Annotated in this window: 12 protein-coding genes; 4 read left to right on the forward strand and 8 right to left on the reverse strand. The window is 45.1% G+C overall.

Annotated features, from left to right (window positions below):
- Nucleotides 1–133: 133 nt before the first annotated feature.
- From QUA53_RS18430 to QUA53_RS18440, 3 genes are all read right to left on the reverse strand, one after another.
- Nucleotides 134–535 (reverse strand): plasmid mobilization protein, encoded by a 402-nt coding sequence (locus tag QUA53_RS18430; protein ID WP_333099036.1) that lies wholly within the window; start codon nucleotides 533–535, stop codon nucleotides 134–136.
- A 997-nt stretch (nucleotides 536–1,532) separates the two neighbouring features.
- On the reverse strand, nucleotides 1,533–1,964 hold the full coding sequence (locus QUA53_RS18435; protein WP_333099038.1) for a hypothetical protein: 432 nt from the start codon (nucleotides 1,962–1,964) through the stop codon (nucleotides 1,533–1,535).
- 296 nt (nucleotides 1,965–2,260) lie between these two features.
- A complete protein-coding gene (locus tag QUA53_RS18440) occupies nucleotides 2,261–2,422 on the reverse strand; it encodes a hypothetical protein (protein WP_333099039.1) in 162 nt (53 codons plus the stop codon).
- 731 nt (nucleotides 2,423–3,153) lie between these two features.
- Here QUA53_RS18440 and QUA53_RS18445 point away from each other — a divergent pair.
- Complete coding sequence (locus QUA53_RS18445) at nucleotides 3,154–3,651, forward strand: hypothetical protein (RefSeq protein WP_333099045.1); 498 nt, start codon at nucleotides 3,154–3,156, stop codon at nucleotides 3,649–3,651.
- 224 nt (nucleotides 3,652–3,875) lie between these two features.
- Here the strand turns inward: QUA53_RS18445 and QUA53_RS18450 are convergent, their stop codons facing one another.
- Complete coding sequence (locus QUA53_RS18450; protein WP_333099046.1) at nucleotides 3,876–4,070, reverse strand: hypothetical protein; 195 nt, start codon at nucleotides 4,068–4,070, stop codon at nucleotides 3,876–3,878.
- Nucleotides 4,071–4,075: 5 nt separating this feature from the next.
- On the opposite strand from QUA53_RS18450, the gene QUA53_RS18455 reads away from it, so the two are divergent.
- On the forward strand, nucleotides 4,076–4,462 hold the full coding sequence (locus QUA53_RS18455) for a DnaB-like helicase C-terminal domain-containing protein (protein WP_333099047.1): 387 nt from the start codon (nucleotides 4,076–4,078) through the stop codon (nucleotides 4,460–4,462).
- A gap of 58 nt (nucleotides 4,463–4,520) precedes the next feature.
- Here the strand turns inward: QUA53_RS18455 and QUA53_RS18460 are convergent, their stop codons facing one another.
- The 4 genes from QUA53_RS18460 to QUA53_RS18475 form a co-directional block, all read right to left on the reverse strand.
- Nucleotides 4,521–6,359 carry a DUF1998 domain-containing protein gene (locus QUA53_RS18460; protein ID WP_333099049.1) on the reverse strand — a complete coding sequence of 613 codons (1,839 nt, stop codon included), beginning with the start codon at nucleotides 6,357–6,359 and terminating at the stop codon, nucleotides 4,521–4,523.
- 170 nt (nucleotides 6,360–6,529) lie between these two features.
- Nucleotides 6,530–9,958 (reverse strand): DISARM system helicase DrmA, encoded by a 3,429-nt coding sequence (drmA, locus tag QUA53_RS18465; RefSeq protein WP_333099052.1) that lies wholly within the window; start codon nucleotides 9,956–9,958, stop codon nucleotides 6,530–6,532.
- 76 nt (nucleotides 9,959–10,034) lie between these two features.
- Nucleotides 10,035–10,295: a hypothetical protein gene (locus QUA53_RS18470; RefSeq protein ID WP_333099053.1), complete on the reverse strand. Its 261-nt coding sequence runs from the start codon at nucleotides 10,293–10,295 to the stop codon at nucleotides 10,035–10,037.
- Between the two features lie 165 nt (nucleotides 10,296–10,460).
- On the reverse strand, nucleotides 10,461–10,898 hold the full coding sequence (locus QUA53_RS18475; RefSeq protein ID WP_333099055.1) for a hypothetical protein: 438 nt from the start codon (nucleotides 10,896–10,898) through the stop codon (nucleotides 10,461–10,463).
- Nucleotides 10,899–11,240: 342 nt separating this feature from the next.
- On the opposite strand from QUA53_RS18475, the gene QUA53_RS18480 reads away from it, so the two are divergent.
- Both QUA53_RS18480 and QUA53_RS18485 read left to right on the forward strand, forming a co-directional pair.
- Nucleotides 11,241–11,930: a HipA family kinase gene (locus QUA53_RS18480; protein WP_333249000.1), complete on the forward strand. Its 690-nt coding sequence runs from the start codon at nucleotides 11,241–11,243 to the stop codon at nucleotides 11,928–11,930.
- A 29-nt stretch (nucleotides 11,931–11,959) separates the two neighbouring features.
- A complete protein-coding gene (locus QUA53_RS18485) occupies nucleotides 11,960–12,793 on the forward strand; it encodes a DUF3037 domain-containing protein (RefSeq protein WP_333099058.1) in 834 nt (277 codons plus the stop codon).
- Nucleotides 12,794–12,798: the final 5 nt, after the last annotated feature.

Consider the following 12,798-nt stretch of genomic DNA (forward strand, 5'->3'; position numbering starts at 1 on the left):
CCAATTAGAGTGGCGTCTTTTTTACCTAGCACGTAGTTCAAACAGCCCCGAAAGCCTGTACCTTTGATTTGTTTGCCAATCATAACCGTTTCGCAGTAGGTTTATTACATCAATTTCTCAGGCTTGTTAAAAATTAGCGGACTGTAGAATTGGTAAGGTTTGCAACTATTGTTTTAATAGCAGTTTGGTTTTGTTGAATGAGGTGCTGTACGCTTTCTAAGAGTCCTCTATTGACAATAACGGGTTCTCCCAATACCACAGCACTATTGCAAGCTTTAGCAATTTGATTGAGGTTGTTTCCTGCAATTCTCAATTGGGCATCAATCTTGCATAAAACTTGATAGGCTTTCAAGTCAAATGCAGCTAGAGGGCGCGGCATGGTTCTGCTCAATGCGGCGCGGCGCATGAAGTCGCTCATGCTCAAATTGACTTGCTCTGCTCTTGCTTTAATTTGATTGTAGTCAGAGTCAGTGAGGCGAATGTGAATATGGTTGGATAGCAGCTCTCTAGGTTTGGCTTCCGGTAAAGTCTTCATAGTTTTTAATCAGTAAAAACCTTTTCCCAAGATACAAGTTAACAACTGTAATCGACAAGCGCTATTCAGGTGATTTTATCCCCCCCAATTGGAGAGGGCTGTTTAGACAGTTTATTAAGGTAGAGACTGACTATAATTTTCTTTATTTGTATAGAATAGTGGATTTAGGTGCGATCGCACTTGAATAAGTGATGAGCTTGTTGAATTGCTTTTGAAGCATTTTCTCCCTCTAATTTCTTAGAGCTATAGAATATTCAGCTTAAATCGTAGTACAAATAGTTACAATTGTCATTAAAGCTAAAGAAAGTATTAAACCCGACCTTACGGTTAGGCTTCCGTAAAAGGAGGGTGCATTATTTCTCTTCCTGCACGTAAAAGTGCGGTTTGTGATCACAAAAACATTGCTTGCTACCGAGAGAGAACAACTATAATCAGCCTCAACAGGTCAAGCCAGTCCTTGCACAAAAAAGCAGCAATTTAACCGAAAAATTCAGGCATTTGCAGGATATTTTCAGGTAAATGCAGGTAAAGTGTACCCCCTGCAAATACCTGCTTTCCGCCTGACTTTATACTGCAAATCCCTGACTTTATACTGCAAATCCCTGACTTTAGCTGACGCAACAATTAGCTAATTTTTTAGCGTTTTTAACAACAAGTGGATTGACTTAATAGTCAAGTTCCGGCATCGGAATTGAATTAAAAATCAAGTTGAGCAAGTGTGAGAAAATTGGCAGGTAGCTAAAATTTATGAAGCGATTTTGTAGCGTAGTACCCACTATGCCAGCAATAAAGTTGAGGCTGGACTATCTGGTTTTTGCGTTCCGTTGAGGCTGTTTGCGAGTGTAAGGCTTACATGGTAGTGCGTACTTGAGAGAGAACCCTGGCAACTATTTCCAGCATGAGTATCTGCGGGTTCATAGAGCAGCGACGATCCTTTTTTCAAGTTCGCCGACTGCCAAACGTTGCTCCCGCACCCGACCAACTCGAATAGCGTCAATCAAGCTGAGCAAGGCGTAGAGTTCTGGATCGCGTTACTGGCAGCTTGGGGGACTGAGCGGTACAGAGGCGCGATTGCCTGCCCTCTCACGACACCTTGAGGGTCAGGCCAGACGTAAACCTCAGACGGTGAGGCAACCAGCTTGCTTTTCAACGGCTCAGCAGAATGTGCAGTTGGCAATCCCCGCGAGAGGGGGCCTGGCTGGGCGTAGAATACATAGCGCAACCCGTGAACCAAGAATTCCAACACCGCTTGCTTCAAAATTTTCCGCTCGGAGCCATAATACAGACCCGCAGCTTCAGAACGCTCAAGGGCAGCATGAACTTCTGATGCGCTCATGCCCAAGCTTTGAGCGAGAGAACTGTACGTCCAGTTCGTTGAATCCCAACTGTGGACTTTGAGTATTGCAAGGATATCTTGGGGTTTTAGCATAGCGGATGAGCGAGCGCATTGTTTCCTTTATTCTATATTCGCGAATAGCGAATAACCAAGGTGTGGCGACTTTAATTTACTGCTCGGCGCTCGTTGAAGGGCAATCGCCATGTGGCCAATACAGCGCTCGCCCCGGCCGCTTGAAGCCGTTGTAGGTAGGAGCGATCGCACTATAAGTTTCAGAAAGCTTAGCCGGAACTTTCCTTTACCGCTATCGGTATAAATATATCTCCCAACATTGCTATTGCTACCACTGCTCCTAACTTTTTTCCCTAGCTTCCTATCTTGCATAAAATTTAGTTTACAAGAGAGCGAGCTTTTGAGCGATCGCTACCCAGGCGCGATGGAAAAATTGCGGCAATTGATGCCAGTGCTGCCACAAAAGCCGCCACAACAACAGGAGCAATGTGAGCAATCGGCACAGTCGAATATCGGGTAAAAATCAAGCTACTTAACACCTAGGATTCCCCATTCATCAGGGTGCATTATTTTTTGTCTGCATAGATTAGTCAGGGTTTGCGATCGCAAAACCATTGCTTGCTACCGAGAGAGAACAGCCAAAACCAGCCTCAACAAGCAAAGGCAGTCTCTGCACAAAAAAGCAGTAATTTGACCGAAAAAGTCAGGCATTTGCAGGATATTTTCCGGTAAATACAGGTAAAGTGCAGTTCCTGCAAATACCTGCAAACTCCTGACTTTATACTGCACTTGCCTGACTTTATACTGCAAATGCCTGATTTTAGCTGACGCAACAATTAGCTAATTTTTTAGCGTTTTTAACAAAAAGTGGATTGATTTAATAATCAAGTTACAGTATGGGAAGTTGAATTAAAAATCAAGTTAAGCAAGTGTGATAAAATTGGCAACACAGCAGCCGTTATGCCAGCCTTGACAGTCGGGTGAAATATTATTGTCGGGCCCGCGCTTTGCAATCGGCTAAACTGTTATTGCCCGAGCGAGCTTGACAGTCGGATAAAAATTTACCGCCTGACTCGGTTTACAGTAGTCGCTCGACTTCCACCTATTAATGGCGGTTATAATTCATCACCTTATTAATACAGGCAGCAATCTCTAGGCGTAAAGAGGGATCGCTAATATATCCCCACAAAAAATTAGTTCGCCGTCCCTGTCCCAATCCAAAAACCCTAGTGAGGCTCAGTATTATCTGTGGCCTGAAGACTACAAAACCATGAAAACCTACGGAGAAGTGGGAATTCCTCTCAACAATTTCACTTTCCTCGATGGCACCCGATTTTATCACTACCTTGAAATGTGGATTAATAAGTGGCGTAAGATTTTGGTTAAAGAGCAGAAACATAATTTTCTTTTTCTCCAGTACAAAAATGGAAAACTTCTGAATTCATCAAGTTTTGGAAAAAAAGTTAAACAAGTTTTTTGGCGCTTTGCCGAAATTGCTATGTCTCCTCACAAGTTGCGTCACTCGTTTGAAACCTACAGTCAAGAAATTGGTCTATCAGACGCCGAAAAACAAGCTTCAGTTTTAGCAATGGGACACAGCCTTGAAACTAAAAGGAAACACTACGACTTACGCGAAAAGATTAAAATCATGCAACCAGCTCTCGATTTTAACCAGCGCATTGTTGAGAAAGAACTCAGGAGCTTTGACCGAAGCAAACTGGTTGAAGGGATGATTGATCTTGATGAGGAGGATGACGAAGAAGACTAATCTCTTAGCCCCAAGTGATGCTTGGGGCTTTTTTGTTAGCTTCATTTTTGGACTTCAATCCTATAACCTTTGACTAGCCTCGACTCCAACGCTAACTTGAATTTTAATGCTCCGATGTGTTTTCTGGCTGCCTATGTGTGTGATATGTACGTTTGTTTGAACCAATTACTTTTGAACTTTACGTACTGCATTAACCACAATCCGTGCCTTTTCAGACGCTTTTGTTAATGACAGTCCTTGCTCCACTCCAAAGCCTCAATGACTTTTTGAGAGGAAGGATTTGCTAAAAACTCTTCTGCCGACTCACTAACAGAAGGTCGCTCAACGTGCTGATTCCAGTTTTTAGTACGCTCCATTCCTGTTTTGATTGCTTGCGAGCGCCTGCCAGCACGCTCTTGTTCTTTGTGCTGGCGGCCCATTGGGTTTGGTAATTGTTGATTACCTGCAATTGATGGTGAATTCAGCCGATGAAAATTTTGTCAATAAAATCAGCGAAATTACGCGGCAGATGAAGATTTTGGCTCGCGAGGTTGACGCGCCGGTTGTGCTGCTTTCCCAGCTCAATCGGGGGGTAGAGACTCGCGCAAACAAGCGTCCAAGTTTATCGGATTTGCGTGGCTCTGGTGGGATTGAACAGGATGCGGATGTTGTGCTTGGAGTTTACAGGGACGATTATTACAATCCTGATTTTCCCGATCTGGGAATCGCTGAAATTATTGGATTGAAAGGGCGCAATAGCGGAACGGGAACGGTTAAGCTGCTGTTTGATGCTGAATGCTGTCGGTTTCGGAATATCTATAAACTTCGGTAATATTAAACGGAATTCCCCACGGGGGAAATTTCCGTTGCCTGTATTCCTTAGAGATAGATCACAATTCATCGGGGAAAAACGCAGCACTGTTACTATTAACTGTGTTTACGACCAAAGCCCGATCAAGAAAATCGTTGCGCCTTTCGCAAGAAGTCTCAGCAATCAGCAAACACCCATGACAAGCAGCCCCATGTAAGAAACGGTCTTCGGCATCACTTTCCGGTTCGTGTTGAGCACACACTGGGTCGTTAGAGCAAAGCCTTCCTAACTCCAATGCGCTGATTAACAGTAATTCAATGCGCTTGCCAATTTGCACCAGTCCCCCCAAAGTTCCATCATTACCAGAGGTGCCAGTATAGAGCAAAATACCGTAGCCTGAATCTCCAGCATAAATGCGTTCCCGGATGGCACTAGCCGCGTAGCCACATTCCAGAGAAACAGCAGTAATTAATAAGTGAGAGAGGGAGTGCAACATAATATAAGGCAATCCCGGAAACTTGGCTTTGTCCTGCGGAATCCCTCTAGTGTTACACCATTTCTGGAAACCCCTATGCAACTCTTCTCCTCTTTCTCGAACAGCTTTTTGCTTCAGCCATTGGTCAATTGCCTCTTTTTTAAAGGCGATAAATACTCCTTCACCCCTATTTTCAATCGCCGGTACCCACGTCGGATCGATGTCAAGAGCTGCTCGTCGCACGTTAATATCTAATTCACCCTCAATATCCGGCATAGCTGCTTCAAAACGAGTAAATCCGACTTGCGCCACGACTTCTCGGAGCCGATGCACTAGAATAATGCGTTCAATGCGAGCTGTTGCGAGAGGATTTAGCCCCTCTAACTTGCGAGCGCGGGCGTAAAAATCTCCTTCGGACACATCTTCCCCAACTTCATCAGGACTAGCAAGTAAAGTTTCAATTTCCACTTGCTTAATGCTCTTTTTTGTATTAGAAAATCCTGCCTTTCTTCGCTGTATTTCTTCCCAAACCGCTTCGTTGCTTAAACCTTCTAAAGCATTAAGAACTTTTTGTTTTTTTCGCTCTTTTCTGATATCATTTAAATCTTCAGCATATTGCAGGAAATCTTCATAAACTTGATTGACAGCTTCCCTGAGTTTTGCGTCGGTGTCCGGCAGAGAAATCACGCTAAGCACTTGAGCAAAATAAGCATTACTCGCCGATCGCACTAACAGTCGATTATACAACGGGCGATCGCCCTCTCTAGAAAGGCAGGGTTCTTTTGCAACAGGGCCGAGCCAAGGGCGCTCTCCCAAGCACCTGCCGAGCACTTTAGAATACGGGACAGTAGCATCAGAAAGGGGGCGACGGGCTTTGCAAGCTTCGCAGCGGACGAAGATTTCAGCAAAATCATTGCCAGAACCGCTTTCATCAAGCCACAATTGTCCTCGGCATGGAGCGTCCAAATTATTGTGGGCGAAAGCATACCAATTGATATCGCTGATATGTCCGTTGGCGCAAGCTTGCACGAAGCGCACCGGAACAACAGGCCTTTTCTTCCTCTCAGCATTCAGATATTTTCCCTTAACTAAACTCCCCCAACGAATTAAAGGTCTGGTGCGGTATTCTTTGCCGTTGGAAGCTTTCCAAGTGCTATCATCTTGCGCTACAAACCAAGTGGGAAATGTGAAGGCGGTGATGCCTGTGCGAGGACCGCTGGGGTTTTGTTCATCTACAGGGGGAGCGTACAGGGAAACGCGGCCCAGGCCGAGAATTTCGGCAACTCGCTCTTCCAGGCGCTCTTCGTGGATGCGCGAGCGCTCGCCCCGCCAGTGGTTTAACCCGCCGATAATAATCGAATAGTTGGGCAAATCGACCATTGCCCCCGGCCCGAAGGTGGTTAAAATTTGACTTTGGCGAATTTGTCCTGATGGGATTTTCATATTGATTTTAGTTAGTTTGTAGTTTGTAGTTAGTAGGGTGCGTCAGCAGGAAATTTGCTTGCAGTTAGTAGGGTGCGTCAGTGATAAATCTTCGGCTCGGCAAATATTTTTTTTCTGACGCACCCTAAGTGAGTTAATCTTGATGCTCAATCTGACGCACCGTGCGCGAATTAATCCTCATCAATCTCGAACCCATCTGGATTTTTCACCCACAAATTGACAACAGGTTCCACATCTCTCAAACTGCGCTGCGCTTTAAATTTTTTAGCCGGTTGCGGTTGCCTCTGCAAGTCGGGGTCAAGGGGGTCAAATAATAAAGGGGATGCACGTCCTACTTCTTGCTGATATTGCAAACTGTCTTTTCCCGCAGCAATCTGTTGCCAAGTGTCCAGCAAATCTTTGACTCGCTCTTTTAGTTTCAGACGCAACTCTTCTGTTTCTTCGCCGTCTCGGTCTTGGTCGTGGATTTCAGAACGCTGGGCAATGATATCAGCAACAAAATCTAAGTTAGAGCGCTGTTCTGTAATTTTAATTGCATTTAAAGGTGCGGTCATTTCTGGATTACCTAGACGCGCTAAAGCAACGGTAATAGCAGCAATCCCCCGGTCAATGGCACGGGGAGAAAAAGGCGTGACGCTGGTTGCTTCGACTGCCCGGTAAAAAGTGTTGTGCCACGCGCCGAAACGTTCGTAGTGAGAGCGATCTCGCGGTCTGTGTACATTTAATAATGTTACCACTAATCCCGGTCGCTGTTCGTCTCGCCCTACTCGCGAGGTTGCTTGAATGTACTCGGCCGCTGTTTTTGGCTGTCCTAATACGACCATTAATCCGAGGCGAGTGATATCTAAACCCACAGAAATCATATTAGTTGCTAGTGCAGCGTCCACCCGGTGTGCGTCTGAAAAAGCTAAGGCTAAACAGCGCTTTGCTTCCGAAACTTGGCTAGTGCTAACGCGAGAAGTTAATTCTAAAGGTTCATCGTTAATTTGGCGGTTAGCGAAACATCCTGACTGCTCATTTTCCCGTTTTCTCTGGCTATACCCTAACAATCTAGATTTGACTTCATCTTCAACGATGCGCCGACTTCCCCCCAGTTCTCGCAGGGAGTTAAAATAACCCAATAAGGTCATGTAAGAGTCAGCAGGATTATTTTTATTCCTCGCGCCGCCGTTGGCATCCCAATGTTTTTGAGCCGCCCCTAATACAGCTAAATAAGTCCGCAGCAAGATGACTTTTAAGCTGCGACCTTGAGCGGCAATGCCGATATAAGTGCGGGGGTTTTGTTCTGTGGCGGGGACTGTTTTGGCAAAGAATGAATCGCGGCGGTCTGGGCCAGGAGGCGGAAAAACATCGACTTCGGTGCGACCAAATAAGGCGCGAATTTGTTTTGTTGCTCGCCGCACGGTTGCAGTTGAAGCAACTATTTTAGGATAGATTTTTTTGCCATTTTTGTCAAAAGCTGATAAGGCGTCAATAGCCGTTTCATAAAGTCCGACCATCGTGCCTAAAGGCCCGGAAATTAGGTGCAATTCATCTTGTATAATTAAATCTGGTGGTAGGAGAGGTTTTTCTAGTGTCCGACCGATGCCAATAGTAGCCGGGCCGTAAAATCCGTTGTCATCATAGCGATCGACTTTTCCGAATAAAGCCCCAGTTTCTCCGACCCAAGGTAGGTTGGCAAATTTATCGACTGTGGCGATGATAAAGCAGGGGACGCGGCGATAGATGGGGTCATCAACCGCAACAATGGGCAAGGGATTATTTCCTTTAAAAGTACATTGCGGTTGGTTATTGGCAAGGCGTTTACGGTTGGTGCAGAGAATTCTTAAATCCGTGGGATTTTCTGCGTTGGGGAATAATGTAAAGGAGTTGCGGGTAAATTTTTCACCGCACCAAGGGCAGTTTTCTAAGGGAATGGGTGAGGGTTTATTACGATCGTCGTTTTGATAGGCAATGGTGCGGGCACGGGCGCTTTCTGGGTTGTTATCCCCTTTGCGTCCCATGCGGTTTGGCGTGGCTGCTTGTCCGACCCACAACCCGATTTCAAAAGGCCAAGTGCCTAGTTTTTGAACATCGTTTTGCCGTTCTAATTCTAAAGCGCAGATCAGAGTGGCGGCCCGACTCAGTTGGTCTAAGGTTAACAGGCGTAAAGTGTAGCGCATTAAGACACTAACCCCGGCCCCGCTAAGCCCTGGATTTCGTAACCGTCGCAGAACTAAAGTAAATGCGGCTAACCCTAAATATGCTTCGGTTTTGCCGCCGCCGGTGGGGAAAAAGAGCAAATCTACGATTTCCCGATCGCCCATTTCTGGATCGGCAATTCCAGTTAAGTTCATCAGCAGGAAGGCTAGCTGAAACGGCCGCCATTTGGGGGCGTGGATTTCTGCGGGCGTTTTCTCACTGTCATGGGTGGCCCGTTGACGGATGGATCTGGCGATCGCGAAATTGGCAATTCTAAAGGCCTCGAACACTTCGGGGTCATTCATAGCGTCGAGGCCCGCAGCGATGCGATCGCGCGCGACTTGGGCGCGGTTGAGCAACTTTTGGGCAATTTGAGCTCGGTTGAGATCGAGGGGGAATTTGTGCCGCTGGTCTGCAATCCAATCGCCGTAAGCTGTTACCATTGGCTCTAACATTGACCGCAAAGCTGCGGGACTGGGTGCCTCCGCGATCGCTTCCATTTCCAGTTCAGTTCCGGGTACAACGGCCGCGATGACTTTTTCTACGTCAGCGGTGGGTATCCAGGCGGTGCGAATTTCCTTGCAAATCGAGTCCGAGTGGACGAGGGCGATCGCCGAAATGTTGTGGCCAACAGCAAATTCGCAGTCTTCCCGATACTGCAAGTCGGCCACCTTTTCATCCCAATCATCATCGGTTTGTCCCCGCAAATTCGGGCGGGGGACGAGGGGGTAGGGGGTGTGAATAGTTAAAGTTGCTTGGAAGATGTAAGTGGTATCTCGCAAGGAGTCGTCGGTGGTGGGGGTGCGGTAGTTGACAAGGAAAGCGGAGACGGAACGGGTACCGGGGGGTAACTTAATCTGAGACAACACGGGGCGAACGGAAATGACGAGTTTTAAGCCGCCGCTGTCGGGAATGTCCAAAGTGTAGGGCGCGGTGCTGCTTTTGATGGGAACATCTAGTTCTACCTGTTGAGGTTTCCGCAGCCAATCACCGGAGACGAGACTTTGCAGTTTGGTTTCTGCTTTTTCCTCTTCTGTGGGAATGGGCGAGTAGTCGCCCCAAGATGCGATCGCCCGGAAGTGAGTTGCTTCTTTGGGAACCAGGAAACTCAGCCCCATTGAAGAGGGAAAAAATGCTCTGCGGGCGGAGGATTTTTCCGGGGGGTTTTCGTCGTCGCCGGGACTGACGCCCCTGTGTTCGTCGAGTTCGTCGTTGCTGGTGTCGTCGCTACGCTGTTCGAGACCGGCCCCGTAGGGTACGAGAAAACCGCTGAGATACCAGCGGGAAGGGGGTTGGTTGATGATTTCTGTGGCGTGGGCTTCGTCGTCGGGGATGGGGCCGATCAGGTCGAGTTGTAAGGCGTCGATTAGGTGTTGGCGGACTTGGGCGGGGGTTGTCGGGGTTGCATTGATATTCATTAATATGTCTTTACCTTTAATTAAATTGTTTAATAATTAGTCCAAACTTTAATCCCTAAATGATTCCTTACTTGTATCAAAGGAATCTTTTTTTTTGAGTCGTAGCTTGCACGGCTGTATGAAGGTTTCCTAATTGAATCTTTGTTTTTTTTCCAATAAAACGCTGACCTGTAGTAGTCACTGTATAAGGTTTGACCGTCAGCACTTGAGTGCTAGTGTTATACGACTTCATCAATTCTTCATAAGCAGTGACAAGATTAAGTGTTCGCAGGTATCCTGGCTCTTCAAGCGACAGTTGTTTTTCTTTTTTTATATTTTTATAAGCTTCTTCTAACAATACTCCGGACAGTTTTTGGAACGAGACTACAAGCTTTACAGGGCAAGGATCATAAAAAAGTCTAATTAAATGTAAGTCAGGGGTGGAGCTGACATTGATTTAATTATCCACAGTGGCTCAAAGTCTTAGAGGATAAGCCATTGGGCCATATAAAAAGTGTCCGGACTATTGTTCTAAGTTAGAAAATAAAATTTGAGCTATCCCTATAGCTCGTGGGTTTACTGTACCGGGAATGGCTACCCATTCAAGACTTCCCATTATTTCATTCTCGTAGTCTTTTAATAGAGAAAATGCTTCCTGCATATCTACAAAATTAATATACTTTCTCTTGTGAACAACAATTCCTATTTCATTGATTATTACAGGGTTAGAGCCTTTATTAATAACTTGAATTAATAAATAATTTCTCACAGGCTTTTGTATCGCTAGCAAACTATCACTATCACGCTTGATTTTGATAGTTATTTTTGTCCAATCTTTATTTACATCATAAATAAATCTACTTAAAGTAATAACGAAAACTAAAGTAGTAATAACCACTGTGTATAGTTGGAGCTGAGTCGGCGTTAAAGATGATAGCCACCATTTAAAAGCATCAAACATTATGTAATACCTCATCGAAGTTTAATTAATTTACCGAGATTGGCAAAATGTTCTCAGCCCCCTCCCAGATAGCATCTCGAAAATCTGGGGATTTATAAAGTCTCACTTTCCTTGCCAATCGTTTGTATAACGCAGGTTCCTCTTTATTATCTTAAACTCTGGGTATTACGTCAAGTTTTTTCGTTAAATAAATTGACAAAGCAGATAGCAATAGGATAATTTGGGAGGATATACCTAAATTTTATACTTGTTTTTGTGGGCAAAAGCGAAAATACAGAAAACGCGAGGGAACACTGGAAGCACAAGCTAAACGATGCGCTTTCACAACCTGAAATACCCATCATGGCAACAACTTTCCGCAAAGGGTGGAAAACGAAAGCAGAACCAGTTTTGCTCAAGTGTCAGGATGGTAGAGAGTATGTGGTTAAAGGTCAACAAGCAGGGCGACAAATTGTAAATGACCAGATTACTGCAAGGCTTGGCTTTGCAATAGGCGCACCCGTTGGCGAACCTAAGATTGTTGAAGTGTCGGCTAAACTTATTGCGACTGAACCTCGTCTCTCTCATATTCCTTCAGGCACAGCACACGCTACTCTCTTTATACCAAATTGCTTTGATAGTTGGGAGGTGATTGCAACTAGCGAACCTGAAAATAGATCCAGGTTTGTTTTGCTTGCTGTGTTGTACGGATGGGTCTATGCTAACGACATCCAGTTTATTTTCCAGAAGAATCCACCGCGATTAGTTTACTCGGTGGATCATGGTCATTTCTTTCCCGGTGGCCCCAATTGGACAGAGCGTGATCTGATACAAGCACCCCAAGCTGAACTAAACTCATATTTGCGTGAAAATTGCAACTTTACCTCAGATGAGATTAGCTCGGCACTCCGGGCTCTTTCAAGCGTCAGTGAAAAAACAATCATTCAAGCAGTGGCGACTCCGCCTAGCAAGTGGGGGCTAACTCTTGACGAGCGTGTTACTCTAGTAGAATACTTAACTAGACAGCAACAACAATTATTAACTTTTTTGTAAGCACTTTCTTATAGAGGGAGGCAAAAGCAATGGCAAGCAGATATAGTATAGTTCAATACGTCCCCAATCCCATCGCTGATGAACGGATTAATATTGGCGTTGTTGCTTTTGATGATAATGATGTGCGCGTACAATTTGTAAATAATTGGGGCCGAGTTCAGGCTTTTGGTGGCGAAGATATTAATTTTCTCAGAAATTTTGCAAAACGAATGAACAAAGCTGCGGGGGAAGGTTTGCTTTTCCCGGGAGATCATCCAAATGATACGCCTAGACATGAACGATTAAAAAAGATTGCACAGGGTTGGATGAATAGTATTCAATTCACCGAACCTCGGGGCTCTCTGGAGGATGTCGAGAGTTTATTAGAAGATATCGCGCAGACTTACCTGGTTAATGTAGTTTCTGCAAAAACTAAGCGAACTCGCCAAGATGCTGCGAGAATTATAACTTCTATAATTAGAAAAACTCTTAGATCCTATGATGATAAACCTGCTTTAAAAGAAATGCTAAAAAATAATTTTCCTGTAAAAGGAAGTCATAAAGAACACACGTTTGATGCGGTTGTTGCTAACGGTCAACCTTACTTAGTCGCGCATGGGATATCCTTTGAAGTTTATCCGCCTGAAATTTTGCAAGATTCTATTTCTTGGATGATTTTAGATGTTAAAGAATCTGACAGTAAATTGCCTATAGGAATTGTTGCACTTCCCCCAAAACAAGAGTGGCAGGGTTATGAAAAACTAAACAAAGTGTATCAAACAACTATCTCAACTTACAGGGAGTTGGGGGCGGAAGTGTTGCAAGAAAATGAAGTACAACCTTGGGCATCTCAGACTATTGATAAGTTAGTTGCAATGGTGTGAGTAGG

The sequence above is a fragment of the Microcoleus sp. Pol12B3 genome (assembly GCF_036701355.1).
In the GTDB taxonomy this organism is placed as follows: Bacteria; Cyanobacteriota; Cyanobacteriia; order Cyanobacteriales; family Microcoleaceae; genus Microcoleus.